This window comes from Niveispirillum sp. CC-CTL257, assembly GCF_059489915.1.
The window spans coordinates 3,450,509-3,472,771 of the sequence record NZ_JCAJXE010000001.1; the positions used below are offsets into that span (position 1 = coordinate 3,450,509).

The 22,263-nt window shown below is 64.6% G+C and carries 23 protein-coding genes and 1 riboswitch; of the genes, 13 read left to right on the plus strand and 10 right to left on the minus strand.

The genetic code is table 11. From position 1 onward, the window contains the following. Positions 1 to 5: 5 nt before the first annotated feature. Positions 6 to 1,208: a BaiN/RdsA family NAD(P)/FAD-dependent oxidoreductase gene (locus tag ABC729_RS16295; protein WP_495608591.1), complete on the plus strand. Its 1,203-nt coding sequence runs from the start codon at positions 6 to 8 to the stop codon at positions 1,206 to 1,208. 47 nt (positions 1,209 to 1,255) lie between these two features. Next, positions 1,256 to 1,906 (plus strand): glutathione S-transferase family protein, encoded by a 651-nt coding sequence (locus tag ABC729_RS16300; protein WP_495608592.1) that lies wholly within the window; start codon positions 1,256 to 1,258, stop codon positions 1,904 to 1,906. Between the two features lie 84 nt (positions 1,907 to 1,990). Here the strand turns inward: ABC729_RS16300 and ahcY are convergent, their stop codons facing one another. After that, entirely contained in the window at positions 1,991 to 3,286 is a 1,296-nt protein-coding gene (gene ahcY, locus ABC729_RS16305) for an adenosylhomocysteinase (protein WP_495608593.1), read from the minus strand. A gap of 279 nt (positions 3,287 to 3,565) precedes the next feature. On the opposite strand from ahcY, the gene ABC729_RS16310 reads away from it, so the two are divergent. After that, complete coding sequence (locus ABC729_RS16310) at positions 3,566 to 3,727, plus strand: hypothetical protein (RefSeq protein WP_495608594.1); 162 nt, start codon at positions 3,566 to 3,568, stop codon at positions 3,725 to 3,727. Positions 3,728 to 3,739: 12 nt separating this feature from the next. Here the strand turns inward: ABC729_RS16310 and ABC729_RS16315 are convergent, their stop codons facing one another. Beyond that, entirely contained in the window at positions 3,740 to 4,978 is a 1,239-nt protein-coding gene (locus ABC729_RS16315) for a UbiH/UbiF/VisC/COQ6 family ubiquinone biosynthesis hydroxylase (RefSeq protein WP_495608595.1), read from the minus strand. A 296-nt stretch (positions 4,979 to 5,274) separates the two neighbouring features. Between ABC729_RS16315 and ABC729_RS16320 the strand changes: the two genes are divergently transcribed. The 4 genes from ABC729_RS16320 to ABC729_RS16335 all read left to right on the plus strand — a co-directional run bounded on the left by ABC729_RS16320 (position 5,275) and on the right by ABC729_RS16335 (position 10,783). After that, complete coding sequence (locus ABC729_RS16320; protein ID WP_102112969.1) at positions 5,275 to 5,613, plus strand: P-II family nitrogen regulator; 339 nt, start codon at positions 5,275 to 5,277, stop codon at positions 5,611 to 5,613. 289 nt (positions 5,614 to 5,902) lie between these two features. After that, the gene (locus tag ABC729_RS16325; protein ID WP_495608596.1) at positions 5,903 to 7,153 is read left to right on the plus strand and encodes an aminotransferase class I/II-fold pyridoxal phosphate-dependent enzyme; all 1,251 of its coding nucleotides are present in this window, start codon (positions 5,903 to 5,905) and stop codon (positions 7,151 to 7,153) included. A 32-nt stretch (positions 7,154 to 7,185) separates the two neighbouring features. Further along, positions 7,186 to 9,852 carry a DNA translocase FtsK gene (locus tag ABC729_RS16330; RefSeq protein ID WP_495608597.1) on the plus strand — a complete coding sequence of 889 codons (2,667 nt, stop codon included), beginning with the start codon at positions 7,186 to 7,188 and terminating at the stop codon, positions 9,850 to 9,852. A 106-nt stretch (positions 9,853 to 9,958) separates the two neighbouring features. Further along, complete coding sequence (locus tag ABC729_RS16335) at positions 9,959 to 10,783, plus strand: glycoside hydrolase family 19 protein (RefSeq protein WP_495608598.1); 825 nt, start codon at positions 9,959 to 9,961, stop codon at positions 10,781 to 10,783. Here ABC729_RS16335 and murI read toward each other — a convergent pair whose 3' ends face one another. Then, positions 10,784 to 11,620: a glutamate racemase gene (gene murI / locus ABC729_RS16340; RefSeq protein WP_495608599.1), complete on the minus strand. Its 837-nt coding sequence runs from the start codon at positions 11,618 to 11,620 to the stop codon at positions 10,784 to 10,786. A 149-nt stretch (positions 11,621 to 11,769) separates the two neighbouring features. Here murI and ABC729_RS16345 point away from each other — a divergent pair, with 149 nt between their 5' ends. Then, positions 11,770 to 12,327, plus strand: a complete 558-nt coding sequence (locus ABC729_RS16345; protein ID WP_495608600.1) for a hypothetical protein — start codon at positions 11,770 to 11,772, stop codon at positions 12,325 to 12,327. 183 nt (positions 12,328 to 12,510) lie between these two features. Here ABC729_RS16345 and ABC729_RS16350 read toward each other — a convergent pair whose 3' ends face one another. From ABC729_RS16350 to def, 4 genes are all read right to left on the minus strand, one after another. Next, positions 12,511 to 12,870 carry a YciI family protein gene (locus tag ABC729_RS16350; protein ID WP_495608601.1) on the minus strand — a complete coding sequence of 120 codons (360 nt, stop codon included), beginning with the start codon at positions 12,868 to 12,870 and terminating at the stop codon, positions 12,511 to 12,513. A 107-nt stretch (positions 12,871 to 12,977) separates the two neighbouring features. Continuing rightward, positions 12,978 to 13,424, minus strand: coding sequence for a YbbN family protein (locus ABC729_RS16355; protein ID WP_495608602.1), 447 nt, complete (start codon positions 13,422 to 13,424; stop codon positions 12,978 to 12,980). 181 nt (positions 13,425 to 13,605) lie between these two features. After that, entirely contained in the window at positions 13,606 to 14,532 is a 927-nt protein-coding gene (gene fmt / locus ABC729_RS16360) for a methionyl-tRNA formyltransferase (protein ID WP_495608603.1), read from the minus strand. A gap of 33 nt (positions 14,533 to 14,565) precedes the next feature. After that, positions 14,566 to 15,063, minus strand: coding sequence for a peptide deformylase (gene def / locus ABC729_RS16365; protein ID WP_102113445.1), 498 nt, complete (start codon positions 15,061 to 15,063; stop codon positions 14,566 to 14,568). 270 nt (positions 15,064 to 15,333) lie between these two features. Then, positions 15,334 to 15,439: riboswitch (TPP riboswitch) on the plus strand. Here def and thiO point away from each other — a divergent pair. The 3 genes from thiO (at position 15,432) to ABC729_RS16380 (ending at position 17,565) form a co-directional block, all read left to right on the plus strand. Continuing rightward, positions 15,432 to 16,580: a glycine oxidase ThiO gene (gene thiO / locus ABC729_RS16370; protein WP_495608604.1), complete on the plus strand. Its 1,149-nt coding sequence runs from the start codon at positions 15,432 to 15,434 to the stop codon at positions 16,578 to 16,580. Its footprint overlaps the riboswitch before it by 8 nt. 12 nt (positions 16,581 to 16,592) lie before the next feature. Next, positions 16,593 to 16,793 (plus strand): sulfur carrier protein ThiS, encoded by a 201-nt coding sequence (thiS, locus tag ABC729_RS16375; protein WP_495608605.1) that lies wholly within the window; start codon positions 16,593 to 16,595, stop codon positions 16,791 to 16,793. A 1-nt stretch (position 16,794) separates the two neighbouring features. Then, entirely contained in the window at positions 16,795 to 17,565 is a 771-nt protein-coding gene (locus ABC729_RS16380) for a thiazole synthase (RefSeq protein ID WP_495608606.1), read from the plus strand. Positions 17,566 to 17,574: 9 nt separating this feature from the next. Here ABC729_RS16380 and prfA read toward each other — a convergent pair whose 3' ends face one another. Beyond that, positions 17,575 to 18,657 (minus strand): peptide chain release factor 1, encoded by a 1,083-nt coding sequence (gene prfA / locus ABC729_RS16385; RefSeq protein WP_495608607.1) that lies wholly within the window; start codon positions 18,655 to 18,657, stop codon positions 17,575 to 17,577. Positions 18,658 to 18,809: 152 nt separating this feature from the next. Continuing rightward, positions 18,810 to 19,271, minus strand: a complete 462-nt coding sequence (locus ABC729_RS16390) for a hypothetical protein (RefSeq protein ID WP_495608608.1) — start codon at positions 19,269 to 19,271, stop codon at positions 18,810 to 18,812. Positions 19,272 to 19,603: 332 nt separating this feature from the next. Here ABC729_RS16390 and ABC729_RS16395 point away from each other — a divergent pair, with 332 nt between their 5' ends. Beyond that, on the plus strand, positions 19,604 to 20,380 hold the full coding sequence (locus tag ABC729_RS16395; protein ID WP_495608609.1) for a glycosyltransferase family 2 protein: 777 nt from the start codon (positions 19,604 to 19,606) through the stop codon (positions 20,378 to 20,380). A gap of 127 nt (positions 20,381 to 20,507) precedes the next feature. Beyond that, on the plus strand, positions 20,508 to 21,500 hold the full coding sequence (locus ABC729_RS16400; RefSeq protein WP_495608610.1) for a TerC family protein: 993 nt from the start codon (positions 20,508 to 20,510) through the stop codon (positions 21,498 to 21,500). A 58-nt stretch (positions 21,501 to 21,558) separates the two neighbouring features. On the opposite strand, the gene ABC729_RS16405 is transcribed toward ABC729_RS16400, so the two are convergent. Further along, complete coding sequence (locus tag ABC729_RS16405; RefSeq protein ID WP_495608611.1) at positions 21,559 to 22,242, minus strand: DUF1194 domain-containing protein; 684 nt, start codon at positions 22,240 to 22,242, stop codon at positions 21,559 to 21,561. Between the last annotated feature and the right edge of the window lie 21 nt (positions 22,243 to 22,263).

Here is a 22,263-nt window from a genome sequence, read left to right on the forward strand (position 1 = left end):
AGGGCATGACTTCGCATCACGACATCATCATCGCCGGGGGCGGGGCCGCCGGGCTGTACGCCGCCATCTTTGCCGGGCGGCGCGGACGGCGCGTTCTGGTGCTGGACCATGCGGAGAAGGTGGGGAAGAAGATCCTGATCTCCGGCGGCGGGCGCTGCAATTTCACCAATCTGGAGGCGCGGCCCGACCGCTACCTGTCGGCCAACCCGCATTTCGCCATCTCTGCCCTGAAACGCCATACGCAGCATGACTTTATCGCCCTGGTGGACCGGCACGGTATCGGCTGGCACGAGAAAAAGCTGGGGCAGTTATTCTGCGACGATGGCGCGCCGCGTATCCTGGGCATGCTGCTGGATGAATGCGCTGATGCCGGTGTCGCCATCCGCACCGCATGCCGGATTGATGAGGTCATGCCGGTCGTTGGTGGCGGGTTCAGCGTGGTGACCAGCCACGGCAGCTTCACGTCCGACAGTTTCGTTCTGGCCACGGGTGGCCCGTCCATCCCCAAAATGGGGGCGACTGATTTCGCCTTCCGTCTGGCCCGGAAATGGGGTTTGAACCTGGTGGAGCCGCGCCCGGCCCTGGTGCCCCTGACCTTTGCGCCGACGGACCTGAAAAAGCTGAAGGACCTGTCCGGCGTGCCGCTGGAAGCGTCGGTTTCCTGCGAAAAGGGAAAGTTCCGCGAGGCGCTGCTGATCACCCATCGCGGCCTGTCGGGCCCGTCGATCCTGCAAATCTCCTCCTACTGGCGGGAGGGGCTGGGGGTGCGCATCGACCTGTCGCCCGATCTGCCCCTGTTCGAGCATCTGAAGGGTCTGAAGAAATCCCGGCACAAGGCGGAGCTGAAGACCATCCTGGGCGAAATCCTGCCGCGGCGCTTTGCCGAGCGGCTGTTCGAGGTGGCGCTGGTCGGCCCGGCCCCCCTGGTCAACCGGCCCATGGCCGATATCAAGGATGCCGACCTGATGGCCGTGGCCAGCGCTCTGCACGCCTGGACCGTTCACCCGGACGGAACCGAGGGCTACCGCACGGCGGAGGTGACGCTGGGTGGGGTGGATACGGCAGAGCTGTCCTCCAAGACCATGGAAGCCAAAAAAGTCCCTGGCCTGTTCGTGGTGGGAGAGGCGGTGGACGTTACCGGCTGGCTGGGTGGCTATAATTTCCAATGGGCCTGGTCCAGCGGCCATGCGGCGGGGATGGCCGCGTAGGGGCGTTTGGGTCATGATCGGGCGTCCCCATCACAAGGCCTGATATCATGAGCGAACTGACCATCTGGACATTGGATTGGGTGCCCGACGGCCCGCGCGGCTTTGTCCGCGACCTGCGTCTGCGCTGGGCGTGTGAAGAGGCGGGCCTGCCCTATGCGGTAAGGACCATCCGGTTTGAGGACCGGGACACCAACCATCTTGACCGGCAGCCCTTTGGGCAGGTGCCGTTTCTGGACGATGGCGGTCTGCAACTGTTTGAAAGCGGTGCTGGCCTGCTGCATCTGGCGCGCAAGAGCGCCACCCTGATGCCGTCCGATCCGGTGGGGGAGGCGGAGACGCTGCAATGGACCCTGGCCGCCCTGAACTCCATCGAGATGGTCAGTGTGCCCTGGTGGTTTCTGGGTATCTCAGGCCGCAAGGATAATGAACTGACCGGCTGGGTGACCAAGCGCCTGGATCAGTTGGAGGCCGTGTTGCGCGGGCGCGAATGGCTGGCCGCCGGCCGCTTCACTGTCGCAGACCTGCTGATGGCAGACGTGCTGCGGGTGCGGGATGTGCGGGCCTTCGGCGACCGGCCCGCGACCGAGGCCTATGTGGCCCGTATCATCGCCCGCCCCGCCTTTCAAAAGGCCCATGCAGACCAGATGGGCTTCTATGAGGCCGCTGACCGGGAAAGGGCGGCAAAAGGGGCGGGGTAAGAAGGGAATGCTTTTAAAGGCAAAAACCCCCGTCGGTCGCCCGGCGGGGGGTTCGCATGTCGGCACCCGGTATGGGCACCGATATCAGTAGCGGTAGTGGTCGGGCTTGAACGGACCCTGGACCGGCACGGCGATGTAGTCGGCCTGCTTCTGCGAAAGCTGGGTCAGCTTCGCGCCGATCTTGTCCAGGTGCAGGCGGGCCACCTTCTCGTCCAGGTGCTTGGGCAGCACATAGACCTTGTTCTCGTACTTGGCATGGTTCTGCCACAGCTCGATCTGGGCCAGCACCTGATTGGTGAAGCTGGCGGACATCACGAAGCTGGGGTGGCCGGTGGCGCAGCCCAGGTTCACCAGACGGCCCTTGGCCAGCACGATCAGGCGCTTGCCATCGGGGAACACGACCTCATCGACCTGCGGCTTCACTTCGTCCCAGACATAGTTCTGGAGCGAGGCGATCTGAATCTCGCTGTCGAAATGGCCGATATTGCAGACGATGGCGCGGTCCTTCATGGCGCGCATATGGTCGAGCGTGATGACGTCCACATTGCCGGTGGCGGTCACGAAGATGTCGCCGACGGGGGCGGCATCTTCCATGGTGACGACCTGATAGCCTTCCATGGCGGCCTGCAGGGCGTTGATCGGATCGATCTCCGTCACCAGAACGCGGGCACCCTGGGTGCGCAGCGAGGCGGCGGAACCCTTGCCCACATCGCCATAGCCGGCGACCACAGCGACCTTGCCGGCGATCATCACGTCGGTGGCGCGCTTGATGCCGTCCACCAGCGACTCGCGGCAGCCATACAGATTGTCGAACTTCGACTTGGTGACGCTGTCATTCACGTTGATGGCGGGGACCTTCAGGGTGCCGGCCTTCACCATCTCATACAGGCGATGCACGCCCGTCGTCGTCTCTTCCGACAGGCCCTTAATGTCGGCCAGCATTTCCGGGTACTTGTCGTGCATGATCTGGGTGACGTCGCCGCCATCGTCCAGGATCATGTTCGGGGTCCAGCCATCCGGGCCGCGCAGCGTCTGCTCAATGCACCACCAGAATTCCTCTTCCGTCTCACCCTTCCAGGCGAAAACCGGGATGTTGGCGGCGGCAATGGCGGCGGCGGCCTGATCCTGGGTGGAGAAGATGTTGCACGAGGACCAGCGGACGGTGGCGCCCAGCGCGGTCAGCGTTTCGATCAGCACTGCCGTCTGAATGGTCATGTGCAGGCAGCCGACGATGCGGGCACCGGCCAGCGGCTTGGACGCGCCATATTCCTCGCGCAGGGCCATCAGGCCCGGCATCTCGGTTTCGGCAATGGTGATTTCCTTGCGGCCCCAGCCGGCGAGCGAGATGTCGGCGACCTTGTAATCGGTGAAGGCGGTCATGGATGGCTCCGGTCGCACCCCTGCGGGTGCTGATCTTGGCGTTTACAGAATGCAAAGCAGCGGCATGCCACAATGACCGCCGCGTCTGATGCAGGATGTATCAGGCGGAGTGATTGCGGGCAAGCATAAAGATATCTTTATGTGTGCATCTGTCTGTTGCGGTTTCGTGTCGGCTCCGCGACGTTTTGACGCCAGCCATGTGCAGGAGGCGGATTGCCACCCCTGCAACACTGGCGGACTATCGTATGCGGCGGGGGCCGTTTGCTGAGGTGGGTGGCGATGGAAACGGATGATCATGAACAGGCCGGCGGGCGCCGGCCCGCAGTGGCAACAGAGGACCAGACGGATGCGCAGCGCCGTCAGGCCCGGCAGGCGGACCTGATCCGCGATATGGAACGCATGATGCGCGGCGTCGTCGCGTTCACGCGCAAGCAGGATTGACGGCTGGGCGCCTTACAGCGCCTCGCCCCGCACCAGACGCGGCAACTCGCCGACAATGCCCATGGCGTGACGCATGAAGAACTGCTTGGCAGGCTTCAGCGGGGCCAGATTGTTGATGGCCGCCATGCCCAGGCGGCGGGCATGGCCCAGCGGCTTGATATCATTGCTGAACAACCGGACCAGGGCATCGGTGGTTGCCAGCAGAGTGACCGTGTCGGTGCGACGCCAGCGCTGATACCGTTCCAGCACATCGGGCGCACCGGGGTCGAGCCCCACCCGGATGGCATCCACCACCACCTCGGCCAAAGCGGCCAGATCGCGGATGCCGACATTCAGGCCCTGGCCCGCAATCGGGTGCATGCCATGGGCGCTTTCACTGACCAGCGCCAGGCGCGTGTCGATATAGCGTTCGGCATGGGCCAAGCCCAGCGGCCAGGCCCAGCGGCCCGCCACCGGCGTGACATCGCCCAGCCAGTCGCCCACGCGCAATTGCAGTTCTTCTGTGAACCGTTCTTCCGACAGGTTCATGTAGAAGTCGACACGATCCGACGGCTCGGTCCAGACGATGCTGGTATGGTGGCCGCCGGCCAGCGGCAGCATGGCGAAGGGGCCGGCGGGCAGGAACTGTTCCACCGCCACGCCACCATGTGGGCCGGTATGGCGGATTGTGCAGACGATGGCGTGCTGCTTGTAGGACCAGCCGATCTGTTTGATGCCGGCCTGTTCGCGGCAGAAGCTTTTCTTGCCGTCGGCCCCCACCACCAGCCGGCCGGCGGCAACCCGCCCATCGGCAAGGGTGACACGCACACCGGCATTGTCGCGCACCATGGCCGTGACCGTGGCAGGTGCCAGATGCGTGACGGCGGGCAACTGCTTCAGCCGGCGATACAGCGCATGGCGCAGTACCCGGTTCTCAATGATCCAGCCGAAGGGTCGGTCGCCAACCTCCCGATGGTCGTAATGCAGGAACAGGGGCGATGACTGATCGGTGACGCGGATATCCAGCATCGGCCCGACATTGCCATCCAGATGGTCCCAGACCCCAGCCCCCATCAGCACGGTTCCGGCCCCATAGGCGATGGCCGTGGTGCGCCCGTCGAAATCGGGCTGCAACGTGTCTTCCGCCGGTTCCCGGTCGATGACCAGGGTGGAAACACCGGCGGTTCCCAGCGCACAGGCCAGCGTCAGGCCGGAAAGGCCCCCGCCGACGATGATGACATCGGCCTGATGATCGGCATGCTGCACGGACATGATGCGTTTTCCGGGATCTGGCTGCTCTTTTGGGCGGTCGTTAACTTGGCGCAAGCCCATTAGCCTGTCCAGATGGCGCGGCGTCGCAGCTGTTGCACAAAATTTAATCAGCATCTGCCCATGTGCGCGCCGAATCCCCAGGCGGCCTTGTGGGGGACCCAGGTTTTTCGCGCCGAACACCATGGAAATGGCACGCGGCACGGTTCTTGTAAGTTAGACTGCCGGGACACCGGTGTTGCGCCGGTGCCGGCATCCTTAGTCTTGATCTGTTCCATGCAGAGGAAAGGGAGAGCGCAATGAAGCTCGTCGTGGCCATCATCAAGCCGTTCAAGCTGGACGAGGTGCGCGAGGCCCTGACGGGACTTGGCATCCAGGGCCTGACCGTCTCGGAGGTGAAGGGGTTCGGCCGTCAGAAAGGCCAGACTGAGATCTATCGCGGCGCTGAATATTCCGTCAGCTTCCTGCCCAAGGTGAAGGTGGAAGTAGCCGTCACGGATGAGCTGTCGGACAGCGTGGTTGACGCCATCCAGAAGGCCGCCAATACCGGCCGCATCGGCGATGGCAAGATCTTCGTCCTGGACGTGGTGCAGACCGTGCGCATCCGCACCGGTGAACAGAATGGCGACGCCCTTTAAGGGGCGGCACTATCCAGTCATACAAAGGCATTCAAGCCCGTTCGCGGAACCTTCCGCGAACGGGTTTTCCTGATTCGTTCATGCAAAATTTATGATTCGGATCAAGGGCTTACGAAGGTTTTCAACGTTTTTCTCAAGGTTTATCCACAAGCCCTTGTAACAAGATGATTCTTCGCCCCCGGCCGCCCTGAATGGGCTGCTTGTGCCGGGGGTGGGCGGCGGCTACACTTGGACTGGAATCCGCCGCCTGCCGTGCGGCCATACTGATGCTTTGCCAGCAGCAAGGGCCATGATGTTCGACGCCGCCAGTTCCCTTCAGGCGCCCAGCCGTAACGAGATGATGTCGGCCCTGCCGGAATATCCGTTTCCCCGGCTGGCGGCCTTGCTATCCGATGTCACGCCGCTGGCCAATGTCGCGCCCAGCATCCTGACCATCGGGGAGCCACAGAATAATCCGCCCTCCCTGCTGACCGACATGCTGGCGGCATCGGCACCCGCCGCCTGGGCCAAATATCCGCCGACCGCCGGCACACCGGAATTCCGGGCGGCGGCAGCGGCCTGGCTGTCGCGCCGTTTCAACCTGCCCGACGGCTTCGTGCCCGCCGACAAGGCGGTGCTGCCCGTCTGCGGCACGCGTGAGGCGCTGTATCAGTTGCCACAACTGGTGGTGCCCAAGACCAAGGCCGGCGGGCGGCCCGTCGTCCTGATCCCCAACCCATTCTACGCCGTCTATCTGGGTGCCGCCCTGATGGCGGGGGCCGAACCGGTTATGCTGGATGGCACAAAGGAGACGGGTTTCCTGCCTGATCTGGACAGCGTGTCGGAAGAGATTTGGGAACGCACTGCCCTGTTCTACCTCTGCACGCCGGCCAACCCGCAAGGGGCGGTGGCCAGCCTGGACTATCTGAAGCGTGCCCTGACGCTCGCCCGCCGCCATGGCTTCACCCTGGTCACGGACGAGTGCTATGGCGAGCTTTGGCACAATGCCGCGCCGGCCGGCGGCATGGATGCGGCCCGCGAGCTGGGCGGGGAGAACCCGCTTTCCAATCTGCTGTGTTTTCATTCGCTTTCAAAACGATCCAGTGCAGCCGGGCTTCGTTCCGGTTTCATGGCGGGTGATCCTGCCCTGATTGCGGGGTTTGCGCGGCTGCGTGCCTATTCGCTGGCGGGCATGCCGCTGCCGGTGCTGGCCGCGTCCGCCGCACTCTGGGCCGATGATGCGCATGTGGCGATCAACCGCGCCCATTACCGCGCCAATGTCGACGCGGCGGAGGCGGTGCTGGCGGGCAAGCTGGGCTACTACCGGCCGGACGCTGGCTTCTTTCTGTGGCTGGATGTCACGGGTGTGGCCGCCAACGGAGAGGAGGCGACAAAGCGCCTGTGGCGGGAAGGTGCCATCAAGGTGCTGCCCGGTGCCTACCTGACCCAGCCGCATGAAGATGGCTATAATCCGGGCGACCGCTATATCCGCGTCGCCCTTGTTCATGATGCTGACAATGTGGCCCGGTCGATGGAACGGCTGGCCCGCATCCTGTCCTGATCCTTTTCGACCCGCTGACCGGACGAGCGCCCATGCCGAGCCGCCCCGCACCCCAGACACCGCCCCAAGGCCGCGTGCCCCCGCGTGGTCCCGCACCCGGCCCCGGGCTGGGACCGCGCAAGTCGAGCCTGCTGCCCGAGGGCATGCTGGCCTTCGCCCTGCGCCGCGTGGTGGAGGGTGTGGGGCTGGTCATCATCCTGATGGGTCTGGCCCTGCTGGTTTCCTTCCTGTCCTATGACAGCCGCGATCCGTCATGGAGCACGGCGGTGCCCACCGACAAGGCCATGGCGCGCAACCTGCTGGGCACGCCTGGTGCCTACACGTCAGACCTGTTCCTGCAATCGCTGGGCTATGCCGCCTATCTGCTGCCCCTGTTCCTGCTGGGCTGGGGCTGGCGCGTGTTCCGGCACCGGCCCGTGCGCAACATTGCGCTGCGGGTGCCGCTGGCCCTGGCGGCGGTCTTGATCATGGCTATGGCCATGGTCTGTCTGGCCAATGGCAATGCCGCCTGGGGCGGCCCGGCGGGTGCCCTGCTGGTCAAGCCGATCCTCAATCTGGTGGTGGCCCTGGCCGGCAGCGTGTCAGGCCCGTTGATCGGTCTGGTCCTGTTGATCCCAGCCCTGTTCCTGTGCCTGTGGGCGTTGGATATCCGGCTGTGGGAGGTGACGGAGTTCTTCCGGGGCCTGGGCCATCAGGCCGGGCGCTTCAAGAATGCCCGGCTGACCGGCGAGGATGAGGACGAAGAAGCGGCGGTGCCGCCGCCGGCCCCCCCCCCGCGCTGGCGCGATGCCCCGGCAGTCACGGATGCCAAGCCGGATGCCGACACCACACGCCCGGCCCTGGCCGAAAACATGCGCGCCAAGGCCGCGGGCCTGCTGTCCCGCCTGCGCCCCGGTGCCGCCGGGAAGGATGCGGCATCCCCGGTGGCCGCGACCGCCACCCGTGTTGCCCCCTCGTTAGGCAGCCTCGGACCGGAGGCGGCAGCAGCCCCCAATGTCGCCCCGTCTGGTGAGGTGTCCGCCGATCCGCCACCGTCAGCATCGGAAGAACGCCGTCGTCACGCGCCGCCGGTCGTGGCCCCGGCACCCAAGCCCCTGCCCGAGGTGGCGCGCAAGGTGGAGAAGGCCCGGCAGGCCAACCTGCTGCTGGAACCAGAAGCGCGCGGCGATTACGAGTTGCCGCCTGTCGATATCCTGCAACTGCCGCCCCACGGCGTCGGCCCGCTGATGAGCGAGGAGGCGTTGCAGCGCAATGCCGAGATGCTGGAGAGCGTGCTGGAGGATTTCGGGGTGCGCGGCCAAATCGTGAAGGTCAGCCCCGGCCCCGTCGTCACCCTTTACGAACTGGAACCCGCCCCCGGCGTCAAATCCTCCCGCGTCATCGGTCTGGCCGATGATATTGCCCGCTCCATGTCGGCAGTATCGGTGCGCGTGGCCGTGGTGCCGGGCCGCAATGTCATCGGCATCGAAATGCCGAACCAGCGGCGGGAGACCGTCTACCTGCGCGAACTGTTGATGTCGGATGCCTATGAGAAGAGCCAGCAGAAACTGGCCCTTGTCCTGGGCAAGGATATTGGCGGCGGCCCCGTCATCGCCGATCTGGCCCGCATGCCCCACCTTCTGGTGGCCGGCACCACCGGTTCGGGTAAGTCGGTGGCCATCAACACCATGATCCTGTCCATCCTGTACCGGATGCCGCCGGACAAGTGCCGCTTCATCATGGTCGATCCCAAGATGCTGGAACTGTCCATCTACGAGGGCATTCCGCACCTTCTGGCCCCCGTCGTCACCGATCCGAAAAAGGCCGTCGTCGCCCTGAAATGGGCGGTGCGGGAGATGGAGGACCGGTATCGCAACATGTCCAAGCTGGGCGTGCGCAATATCGACGGCTACAACGCCCGCCTGAAAGAGGCACGCCAGAACGCCGAGGTGCTGACCCGCCGCGTGCAGACCGGCTTTGACCCCGATACGGGTAAGCCGATCTATGAGGAACAGCCCATCGACCTGACGGAGCTGCCCTATATCGTGGTCATCGTCGACGAGATGGCGGACCTGATGCTGGTGGCGGGCAAGGATATCGAAGCGGCGATCCAGCGTCTGGCCCAGATGGCACGCGCCGCCGGCATCCACCTGATCATGGCGACACAGCGCCCGTCGGTGGATGTCATCACCGGCACCATCAAGGCCAATTTCCCCACCCGCATCAGCTTCCAGGTCACCAGCAAGATCGACAGTCGCACCATCCTGGGCGAACAGGGCGCCGAACAGCTTCTGGGCCAGGGTGACATGTTGTACATGGCCGGCGGCGGTCGCATCACCCGCGTCCACGGCCCCTTCGTGCGGGACGAGGAGGTGGAGCAGGCCGTCCGCTTCCTGAAGGCCCAGGGCGAACCGTCCTATGTCGATGCCGTGACCGAGGAAGAGGAAGAGTTCGACCCGTCGGAGGCCGGTGGTGGTGGTGAGGGCGGCAAGGGCGGGGAACCGACGGGCGACGATCTGTACGATCAGGCCGTGGCCGTGGTAACGCGCGAGGGCAAGGCCTCCACCAGCTTCATCCAGCGCCATCTGCGCATCGGCTACAATTCCGCCGCCCGCCTGATCGAACGCATGGAAAAGGAAGGCGTGGTCAGCCGCGCCAACCACGCCGGCAAGCGCGAGGTCTTGGCCCGCGATCCTGACGACCGGGAGCGGGTGAACTGAGTAATGCATACGATCAGGGCAACGTTATTGGCGAATAACTATTGAATGCGATCCATGTGGAGATGCATCCTGAGCCCTGTTTCGGCATCGGATCAGGGGCGTCCCCATGGATATCGGCATGTTCACGCAGCTTTTCCCCCAGGCCCCGCAGGATCATCTGGCCCAGATGGCGGCGCAGGCGGACGGGCTGTTCGGGTCCTTTGGGTTTTCGGATGCGGGCAAGGATAACCGGCTGCCCTATTTTCTGGCCAATGTCGGGCATGAATCGGGCGGCTGCACCATCACGCATGAGAATTTGAACTATTCCACCGCCGCCCGCCTCTGCGCTGTCTGGCCCAGCCGGTTCCCGACGGAGGCATCGGCCCAGCCTTATGTGAACAATCCCGAGGCGCTGGCCAACAATGTCTATGCCGGGCGCATGGGCAATACCCAGCCGGGCGATGGCTATCTGTACCGGGGACGCGGCTATATCCAGCTGACGGGCCGCGACGCCTATACCGCCGTGGGGCAGGCGGCGGGCCTGGATCTGGTCAATAATCCCGATCTGGCGGCGGCACCGGAAAATGCGCTGCGGGTGGCCTGCGGCTTCTGGGCCTGGAAGGGCCTGAACCCGATCTGCGACACGGGCGATTTCAACGGCGTCGTAAAGAAGATCAATGGTGGCCTGAACGGTCTGGACGATCGCAACGCCTGGCTGGACAAGGTCCGCAAGGTCCTGGCCGGGCAGAGCGTGCGCGACCCCAACGCTAAGAGTACGATCCAGGCGGTACAGCAGGCACTGAACAGCCGTGGCTATACCGAGGTCGGCACCGCCGATGGCATCTGGGGCAATAACAGCCAGAAGGGTGCCGACCGGTTCCGCAAGGACAGTAACCTGAGCGGGATTGGCAACAAGGTGGATGCGCCCCTGCTGTCGGCGCTGGGGCTGTGATTACACCCGCGCAAACCGTGCCGGTTTGCCAAAGAAACGGGTGGCCAGATCGGTGATGCGCGCGCTGTCGCCTGTGGTCAGAAAGCCGACCTCGCCCCGGCCTGGCCGGTCGAATTCCGGGTGGCGGGCCAAGTAGGCGGACAGGCTTTTGGCGGTCAGGTCGGGCTGTGACAGCACCTCCACGCCCGGTGGCAGGGCGGCGGTGAACAGGTCGGCGGCCAGCGGATAATGGGTGCAGCCCAGCATGACGGCTTGCGGCGGCACGCCCTGTAGCTGCGTCATCAAACCGTCGGCATAGCGGTTGACGGCGTCGCGCAGGCGGGCGGGATCGGCGTCTGCCTCGATCAGGGGGACCAGATCGGGGCAGGCCTGCTGCACCACCCGCACCTCCGGCGCGCGGGCCGCGATTTCGCGGGGATAGGCGCCGCTGTCCACGGTGCGGCTGGTGGCGAAAATGCCGATGGTGCGCGGCTCTCCCGCCTGCCGGCTGGCGGCGATATCGGCCATCCAGGGCTGACCTGTCACCGCCTCCACCATGGGCACCAGCACACCCAGCACACGCCGACCCGGCCAGGCCTGGTCCAGCCAGGTCTGTTGCAACCGGCGCAGGGCCACGGCGGAGGCGGTATTACAGGCCAGGATGACCAGTCCGGCCCCCCGGTCGAACAGGCGCGACACGCCGGCCAGGGTCAGGTGGTAAATCTCCTCTGGCGGGCGGTCGCCATAGGGGGCGTCGGCATGGTCGCCCAGATACAGGAAATCATGGGTCGGCAGGGTTGCGTGCAAGGTCCGCAGCACCGTCAGCCCGCCATGGCCCGAATCAAAGACGCCGATCATCCCCAAACCCGTCCCAATCACGCTCTGTTCGCTGTTTAACACGGGTTTGCGGCGAAGGAAGGGCATTTCGCCTGCTTGCAAGCTGCGGTCAGCTGTGCCTAACTCCGCCGCATTGCTGGCTGGTCCCGCGTTGGAGCATTCACCCTACCATGTCCCTGCTGACCCGTTCCCTGTTCGCCGCTTCCCTGACCCTGGCCACCCTGCCGGCCCTGGCCGCCAACCAGGACACCAACCGCCCCGTCGGCCAGACCATGGGCGAAATTGCCCGGCAGGCCGATCAGCCTGCAGCCCGCGCCCCTGCAGGGGCCGCCCCGGCGGTGCAGCTGCCGGCGGCCAGCAACTTGCCCACCATGGGTGAGGTGGTGAAGCAGCAGGACGCGCAGGCCAAGGCTGCCGCCGCTGCGGCACCCGGCTGCACCCGCCCGCAGATGCCGGGTAAACTGCCCGATGGCAAGACCGCGACCGAGGCGGAAATGCGCGACGCACAGGTGGCCGTGAAGACCTATGTCACGCAGTCGGAAGCCTTCAATGCCTGCCTGGACACGCTGGTGAAGGCCAGCCTGAACCGCATTTCGGGCCAGGAATATCTGGCCCTGATCCAGCAGTACGACCTGACGGTCACGGCCATGCAGATTTTTGCCGAACGCTTCAACGTTCAGCTCCGCGCCTTCAGGGCCCGGACCGGCGCGCAGCCCAGCGGGCAGTAACCCCGGTCCGTGACCCGGCCCCATTATACCAATCCGCCTTGATACTGACCGATGGTCAGTATCAAGGCGGCCCTCAGTCGCCGGGCGCTGCCATCCGGCAGCTTGGCTTCACGGCGCACGAGCGCCGGGCTGGCAGTCGCCAGCCTCCAATCCGCCGAAGGTCAAACCTTCGGCGGATTGGTATTACATGAAATCCGATTCCTCATAGAGGGGGCGGATTTCCAGTTCGCTGGGGCCCGGCATCGGGTTGGGGCAGCGCTTGGCCCAGGCTAACGCCTCTTCCATGTCTCTCACCTGCCAGATCCAGAAACCGGCCAGCTGTTCGGACGCCGGGCCGAACGGGCCGGGCCGCACCGTGCGGTCCTCGCCATCAAAGGCAATGCGATAACCGGCGGCGGTGGGCTTCACCCCATCACCCGCCAGCATGATGCCGGCCTTGATCAGTTCCTCGTTAAAGGCACCCATGGCAGTCAGCAGTTCCATGGACGGCATCCGCGCCTGCTCGCTGTCTTCCGTGGCCTTCACGATCACCATCACGCGCATTGTCATCTCCTTGGGGTTCGCAAGCCGGGGGCAGGTCTCTTGCCTGTCCCGATAGCCCAAGGACGGGACAGGGGCCGCGATCCCGACATGACACCGCCGGAAAATTTTCAGCCCTTCACCAGGGTCAGTTTCGGGCGGCCCGACGGCGGGTGATATCCCGGCAAGGCGGCGATCTGGCCGGCGATGACATTGGTGAAATCGCCGATACCGGGCCAGCTGGTCATCTTGCCGATCAACCGCTTGCCCCGGAACACGAAGAAGACGGGGATGCCATGCAGGCTGAACCGGTTCGCCATCTCCATGTCGTCATAGACATTGTCATGCAGCCACCGCACCTCCGGCCAGATGAAGCGCGGCGGGGCGGACAGGATGGCATGTTTGGCAATGTCGCAATTGGGACAGTCGCGCCCCCACAGGAACAGGATGGTCAGCGGCGGGGCCCCCTCCTCCGCCAGCACGGCGTCCAGCGCGGCACTGGTTACCTCCTGCATGGGGAAACGCGTGAAGAAATCGGGTGGCGTGCCGGGATTGGCCGGGTTGCCTGGGTTGGACATGGGGTTTCCTCCGCCTTTGTTATCGTCGGCCCGCCAACATGTCAGGGACGGTCGGAACACCCGGCCGCCAATGGACCTTCCCCCGTCCTCTGCCAAGGGCGGGGGGAAGGTCCTTGTTTAGAAGAATTCTAGCATGGGTATGAAACCCTGGCGACAGGGACGTGGGGCCGCCCGTATCAACCTACGCTGTAATCTTTTGCCCCATCTGATGCGGGAAACCGCGCAGGAAGGCGGCACCATCGACCGGTCCCTTGCCCGCCCGCTGCACCCGGATCAGGCGCAGGGCGCCCTGACCACATGCCAGGGTGGGGGCGGCGTCTAGAAGGGTTCCCGGCTCACCCGACCCGTCCACCGCCGTCGCCTCCAGCACTTTCAGCTTCTCGCCATTGGCCAGATCGATCCAGGTGCCGGGCCAGGGGGTCAGGCCGCGCACCTGCCGGTCCAGTTCCACCGCCGGGCGGGTCAGGTCCAGCCGTCCTTCTTCCTTGGACAGCTTGGCGGCATAGGTCACGCCTGCTTCCGGCTGCGGCACGGGCGTCAGGGTGCCATCGGCGATGCCGGGCAGCGCCTGCACCATCAGGCGTGCGCCCATGGCGGCCAGCGCGTCATGCAGATCGGCGGCATTCATCCGCGCCGTGATGGGCAGCGCATCCTTCAGCAGCATGGCACCGGTATCCAGCCCGGCATCCATCTGCATGATGGTCACGCCGGTCTGTGCATCCCCGGCCAGGATCGACCGCTGGATCGGGGCCGCCCCGCGCCAGCGCGGCAGCAGGCTGGCATGGACATTGACGCAGCCCAGGCGCGGCGCATCCAGGATGGCCTGCGGCAGGATCAGACCATAGGCGGCAACGATGGCGCAATCAAGGTTCAGGGCCGCGAATTCCGCCTGTTCCTCTGCCTTGCGCAGGCTTTTCGGCGTGCGGACGGGGATGCCCAGGGCTTCTGCCCGGCGATGCACGGGGCTGGCCTGTAGCTGCTGCCCCCGACCGGCAGGGCGCGGCGGCTGGCTGTAGACGCAGACGACCTCATGCCCGGATGCAACCAGCGCATCCAGGATGGAGACGGAAAAATCCGGCGTGCCCATGAAGGCGAGACGCAGCGGCATGGGGCACCTTTCAGAAGGGGGCAGGCGGAGGCGTTACTTCTTCGCCTTGTTATACTTGCGCAGCAGCATGTTGCGCTTCAGCGACGACAGATGGTCGATGAACAGCACGCCGTTCAGGTGGTCGATCTCATGCTGGATGCAGGTGGCCAGCAGGCCGTCGGCATCCATTTCCCGCACCTCGCCGCCCCGGTCGACATAGCGCACGCGCACCATCTTGGGCCGCGTCACCTCGGCATAGATCTCCGGGATGGACAGGCAACCTTCCTGGGTGATGGCCTGCTCGTCCGACGTCCAGATCAGTTCCGGATTGACCATGGCTAGCGCGTCGCTGCGATTCTCCGACACGTCCACGACGATGACCCGTTCCAGCAGGCCGATCTGCGGTGCCGCCAGTCCGATGCCAGGGGCCTTGTACATGGTCTCCAGCATGTCATCCATCAGCGTCGCCACGCGGCCATCAACATTGGTCAAGGGCTTGCACTTCGCCTTCAGGCGGGTGTCGGGGATGGTGAGGATGGGCAGCAGCGACATGGGTGCGGGGTCCGGGCAGAAGGGGCGGGACGGGACTGTCCCCATGGGGGCAAATATGCCCAGCGCCGCCAATGGTCAAGCGCGATCCCGGCGGGGCGGAGTTGATACCGATCTGCCAAGGGTTTGACGCTTGGCAGATCGGAGGCTGGCGACCGCCAGCCCGGCGCATGAGGGAACATGAAATCTCCCTTGATCGGTTACGATCAGGGGAGATTGTTATGGCAGCGCCCATCCACTTGCATTCCGAACGTGACAGGCCCATGACATAGCGCATGGACCCTGGGGTGCCGCCTGTTCCAGAAACGGGTGGCTGAGATCACACCCATCGAACCTGATCCGGGTCATGCCGGCGAAGGGAGAAGGCGAAAATGAGTTTGCTGCACAAACCTGACAGACCGCGCGTCGCCATCATCGGCGGCGGCATCATCGGCATGGCCATCGGCTGGCGTCTGGCCCAGGCCGGGGCGTCTGTCGATATCTTCGACCGTGCCAGTGCCGGTCAGGGGGCCACACGGGCCGCCGCCGGCATGCTGGCCGCCGGGGTCGAGGCGGAGCCGGGGGAGCAGCGCCTGCTGCCGCTCTGCCTGGAAAGCCAGGCCCGCTGGCCGGGCTTCGCGGCTGAGCTGGAGGCGCTGACCGGCCTGCCCGTGGGCCTACGCAGTGAAGGGACGCTGGTCGTGGCCAGCACGCGGGACGAGGTGGAGCTGTTGCGGTCCAACTATGAGTTCCAGCGCGGGCTGGGTCTGGACCTTGTCTGGCTGTCGGGGGCGGCGGCCAAGGAGAAGGAACCCTTCCTGAACCCACGCACGGCCGCCGGCGTGTTCAGCGCCAAGGACGGGCAGGTGGATAACCGGCTGGTCGCCGCCGCGCTGCGCGTGGCGCTGGAACGCACAGGTGCCCGCCTGCATGAGGGCGTGGATGTCACAGCCCTGGATGTGCAGGGCGGACGGGTGACGGGTGTGGTCCTGGGTGAGCGTACCGTCACTGCCGATACGGTCGTGCTGGCGGCAGGGGCCTGGTCGCGCCTTGTCCCCGGACAGGCCAACCCGCCGCCCGTGCGGCCCGTGAAGGGCCAGATGATGTCGCTGGCCATGGACCCGGCAAACCCGCTGTTGTCCCATGTCGTGTGGGCGCCCAAATGTTATCTGGTGCCGCGCACCGATGGCACCCTGATCATCGGGGCGACGACAGAGGAAAAGGGCTTTGACACACAGATGACCGCAGGCGGGGTTCTGGCCCTGCTGGACGCCGCCTGGCGGGCCCTGCCGGGGGTGGAGGAACTGCCGGTAAGGGAAATGTGGGTAGGCCACCGGCCCGGCTGCCGCGACGATGCGCCCATCCTGGGGCCGGCGGCAGGTCTGGAGGGGCTGGTGCTGGCCACGGGCCACCATCGCAACGGCATCCTTCTGGCCCCCATCACCGCGGACGCCATCGCCGATCTGGTCTTGACCGGGCGTGTCGATCCGCATATCGCCCCGTTCGGGGCTGGCCGTTTCGATGCGGCGCGTGCCGCATAGGGGGAACGTGCAATGATCAGCGTGAATGGCAAGAACCTGGAACCGGACAACTACGCCCTGACCGCCGTGATGGCGGTGGAAGGGATTGATCCGGGTGCGCGCGGCATTGCCGTTGCCCTCAACGATACCGTGGTCCCGCGCGGGCGCTGGGCCGATACCATCCTTTCCCCCGGTGACCGGGTGGAAATCGTCAAGGTCCTGCAAGGTGGTTGAGATGAATGATCCGCTGAAGATCGCGGGCAAAAGCTTCCGGTCCCGGCTGTTCCTGGGTTCCGCCGGCTATCCCAACCAGCAGGTGTTCCTGGACAGTCTGGCAGCGTCAGGCGCTGAAATCCTCACCGTCTCCGTCCGCCGCTCTGACCTTACGGGCTATGGGGAGGGGCTGCTGGATCTGGTGGCGGGGAAGGTCTGGCTGCTGCCCAATACCGCCGGCTGTTCCACGGTGAAGGACGCCGTCCTGACCGCGCAACTGGCGCGCGAAGCCATGGACACCAACTGGATCAAGCTGGAACTGATCGGCGATCGGGAGACGCTGTATCCCGACGTGGAACAGCTGCTGCGCGCGGCGGATGAGCTTATGCGCGATGGGTTCGTGGTCCTGCCCTATTGCACCGACGATCCCATCGTCTGCCGCAGGCTGGCCGATGTCGGCTGTGCCGCCGTCATGCCGCTGGGGGCGCCCATCGGCACGGGCCTGGGCATTCTGAACCCGTATAATATCGAGACGATCTGCCGGAACAGCAGCGTGCCCGTGGTCCTGGATGCCGGTATTGGCACCGCCAGCGATGCGGCGCTCGCCATGGAACTGGGTTGCGATGCCGTCCTGCTAAACACCGCCGTCTCGAAAAGCACCGATCCCGTGATGATGGCAGCCGCCATGCGGGCCGGCGTAGAGGGTGGGCGCATGGCGCGTCTGGCGGGTCGCATCCCCAAGCGCCTGCGGGCGGAGGCCTCCAGCCCGGAACTGGGCCTGATCGGGACGTAAAATCGGGTTCTACTGCAATTCCGCCAGCCGCTCCGCCTCTTCCTGGGCGATCAGGGCGTCGATGACCTCGTCCATCTCGCCGGTCATGAACCGGTCAATCTTGCCATAGAGGGTCAGGTTGATGCGGTGGTCGGTGATGCGCCCTTGCGGGAAATTATAGGTGCGGATGCGTTCCGAGCGGTCGCCCGACCCGACCTGGCTTTTGCGGTCGGCGGCGCGTTCGGATGCCAGACGCTGGCGTTCGGCCTCATAGAGGCGGGCGCGCAGCACCTTCAGGGCCTTGGCCTTGTTCTTGTGCTGGCTTTTCTCGTCCTGCTGGCTGACCACGATGCCGGTGGGCAGGTGGGTGATGCGCACCGCACTGTCGGTGGTATTCACCGACTGCCCGCCAGGGCCGGAGGAGCGGAAGACATCGATGCGCAGATCGCGCTCATCGATATGGATATCCACTTCCTCGGCTTCCGGCAGGACCGCGACGGTGGCGGCTGAGGTGTGGATGCGACCCTGCGTCTCCGTGGCTGGCACACGCTGCACCCGGTGGACACCCGATTCGAATTTCAGGCGGCGGAACACGCTGCGCCCCGTGATGGTGGCGCTGGCTTCCTTATAGCCGCCGATGCCCGTCTCGCTGACATCCATGGTCTCAAACCGCCAGCCCTGGGCGGCGGCATAGCGCTTGTACATCTCGAACAGTTCGGCAGCGAACAAGGCGGCCTCATCCCCGCCGGTGCCGGCGCGCACTTCCAGGATGGCGTTGCGCTCGTCCGCTTCATCCTTGGGCAGCAGGGCCAGCAGGATACGGCGTTCCAGTTCGGGCAGGCGGCGCTTGGCCTCGGCCAGTTCGTCGGCCGCCAGATCGCGCATCTCCGCGTCCTCGCTGGTGGCCATGGCCTCCAGCTCGGCCATGTCGGCATGGGCGCGGCGCATCTCGGTGATAGCCATGGCCACAGGTTCCAACTCGGCATATTCCTGGCTGGCCTTCACAAAGGCATCACCGCTGAGCGCGCCCGACGCCAGACCGTCGCGCAACTCATCGAAATGCCGCATCACCTTGGCCAGCGGTTCGCCAAATCTGGTTTCAAAATCTGACACGGGTGGGAAGCCTGTCCAACGATGACGTCGCGCGTGGATATAGGCCATTGCCGGCCTGCGGTCACCCCGAAATGAAAAAGCCCCCGTCCGGTTGCCCGGACGGGGGAGCAGGCTAGAACTGCCCGACGAAACTTGGTTGGGAACTGAACGCCTTACTTGGCGGCGATGGTGACGGTGACGGTGTCGGCATAGTCGCCGGCGATATACTGGTCGGAGGCGGCAATGGTGACCTTCAGGTCGGACTTCTTGCCAAACTGGGCGGTAGAGCGGTCAACGACCATCTGGCTGGTCAGGGCGCCGCCCTGGCCGTCATAATTGACGGAGTAATCGATGGTGAAGTTGCCGGACTTCAGCTTGCCGGCATTGGCGGAGGCCAGCGTGATCTTGTAGCCGGAGCCGGAATTGCAGGTCTCGGTGACCGAACCGACCGTCTTGGCGGTTTCACCGGCCTTAAGGGCCAGCGACTGGTTCAGGTCCTGGACGGCGATGGTGCAGGACAGAGCGACATTGCCCTTCAGCTGGATCGTGCCGGACGCGTTCTGGGCCATGGCGGGGGCGGCGATGGCGGCGGCGAGAGCGGCGGCGGCGGCGGTCTTGGCGAAGAACTTGTTCATGTCGGTCTCCATCGGTTCGTCGGTGTGAGGCGTTGTCGCCTTCATGCCAACCGAGGATTGCAGGCGGGATGCCAAGTGGTGCCGCCTCCGGGAAGTTGAGGATTTCTGCGGCTTTGGGGTGTGTGTTTACCTTCCATTGACATAATGCATTTTGCAAAACTGCCTTATGCATGTTGCATATATCAATTACCATTGCAAAATGACACGGCGCGCGCCACTAGATCACAACCTAACCTTTGGGATAGGGCCGTGGCACCACCTTCCCCTACGGCCATCATCTGGCCCCCGTCGACCAGGGTGAGGGGTGGGACGGAATATGCTATATCCGGATCATGCCCCAGAAACTGCCCCTCTCCGTCTTCATCATCGCCCTGAACGAGGCTGATCGTATCGGCCCCGTCATCCGCGCCGTGGCCGATTGGGTGGAAGAGGTGCTGGTGGTGGATAGCGGCAGTACCGATGGTACGCAGGAATTGGCCCGGTCGCTGGGTGCCAGGGTCATTCATCATGACTGGCCCGGCTATGGCCCGCAGAAGCGCTTTGCCGAGGAACAGTGCCGACATGACTGGCTATTGAACCTGGACGCGGACGAGGTGCCGGAGCCAGCGCTGGAAGGGGCGGTGCGTGCGCTGTTCGCGGGCGGCCAGCCGACATTACAGGGTTACCGCATCCGCACTGTCATGGCTCTGCCCGGACAGGCACGGCCCCACCGCTTTGCCCCCCGTCACAATTACATCCGGCTCTACGACCGCCGCCATGGGCGCTTCGCCGACAGTATCACCCATGATGCGGTGGAAATGCATAGCGGCCGGGTCGGTGCCCTGTCGCCGATCATTGCGCATTACTCCATCCGCCATCACGGCGACCTGATCGCCAAACTGAACCGCTATTCAACGGCGCAGGCCGAAGAGATTGTGGCGCGTGGCAAGGGCCGCCGGTATGGGGCGTTCAGGGCCATGACGGAATTTCCCATCAATCTGTTCCGGTATTTCTTCCTCAAGGGCTATTGGGTGTTCGGCCTGTATGGCCTGGAACTGGCGGCCATCATCGCCTTCTTCCGGTTTGCGCGCATCGCCAAGGTGCGGGAAATTTTGCACCGCACCCCTTGAAGGCCTGAAAGCCCATCCTACATCAGGCACATCCGGGCCCCTCTGGCAGCCAAGGCGTTGGCTGCGATGTCGGATAGAACCCTCGTCGCTGACGCAAGCACTCGGCTGATCTATTGGAGGCACTCCCATGGAGTTTCTCGCCACGATCATGCTTGAGCCGGTTCTGGGCAAGGCCCTCTGGCTCTGGCTGGTTTTCATCTCCATCGTTATTGCCCTTCTGGTCTTTGACCTGGGCGTCCTGAACAAGAACGACCATGAAATCGGCGTGCGGGAAAGCCTTGTGCTGTCCGCGCTGTATATCGCCATCGCGGCTGCCTTCGGCGGCTGGGTCTGGTGGTATCTGGGCCCGACGCCGGGCATGCAGTATTTCACGGGCTTCGCGCTGGAAAAGGCGCTGGCCATGGATAATGTCTTCGTTATCTCTCTGATTTTCGGCTATTTCGCGATCCCGCGCCTGTATCAGCACCGGGTGCTGTTCTGGGGCATCCTGGGCGTGATCATTCTGCGCGGCATCATGATCGGCCTGGGTGCGGCCTTGGTGACCGAGTTCGACTGGCTTCTCTATATCTTTGGCGGCTTCCTGATCCTGACCGGTGCCAAGATGCTGTTTATCGCCGACAAGGACGATAAGAAGCTGGACGACAATGCTATGGTCCGTTTCCTGCGCCGCCGCATGCGCGTCACCAACGAACTGCACGGCAACGCCTTCTTCGTGAAGCAGCCGGACCCCAAGACAGGCAAGGTGGTGCGTTGGGCCACGCCCTTGTTCCTGGCCCTGCTGATGGTGGAATTCGCCGATATCGTGTTCGCGGTGGACAGCGTTCCCGCCATCTTCGCAATCACGACCGACCCGTTCATCGTCTATACCAGCAACATCTTCGCCATCTTGGGTCTGCGCGCGCTGTATTTCGCGCTGGCCGCCATGGTTCACCGCTTCCACTATCTGAAATACGCGCTGGCCGTGGTGCTGGTGTTCATCGGTGGTAAGATTTTCTGGAACCAGATCTATGGCAAGCTGGACCCCGCCATTTCGCTGTCCGTGACCTTCGGTCTGCTGGCGGCGGGCGTTTTCTACTCGCTGTACAAGACGCGCGGTCAACCGGCTGAAAAGCAGGCCTGATCAGGGACGTAACGACGTGACAGACCGGGGCGGGCGTCGAAACCCGCCCCGGTTCTGTTTAAACTATCTCCGTCACCAGCTTGCCCAGAAGCACGTTGGCAAAGCTGTTCAGATTGTCGGCGGTGCGGACAAATGACCCCCGCCCTGCAATGACGTTCTCGGCAAAGTACTCTTCCAGCCAGTCATATTCGTTCAGGATGGCCAGACCATTGACGGTGACATTGGCCCCGGCGGCATAGCCACGGGCCGAACGCGGATCGACGCCGGCATTGCTGAACCCGTTCGATACGATATCCAGTGTGCGCTTTTCGGTCCGGTAGGGTGCCGCGTCCAACAGGGCCACGGCCTGCACCACCGCACTGCCCAGGGCCGTGGCCCCGCCCATGAAAACACCGGGTGCGGCATCGATGGTGGCGGCGAAATCTTCGCAATCCGGGCCGGATTTCAGCACGCGCCAGGGTACCAGGGTGGTCAGCGTCTCCGGCCCCGCAAACTGTGCCAGCATCACGGCGATGCCATTGCCACCCGTTCGGGAAACGGCTTCCTCCACCGCCTTGTGACGGAAGGCGGCGGCATGGCCGCGCAACTGAAAATCCAACAGACCGCGGTCAATGCTGGCCGATGCGTCCACGGCCAGGACCAGGGCCGCATCCACGGCGGGCGGGGTGGTTACCGCCAATGCCGGGGCTGCCGGCAGTGCCGCAAGCCCGGCCAGCAGGGAACGGCGCGAAACAGGCTTCATCTGCGGGCTCAGGGCCTCCGC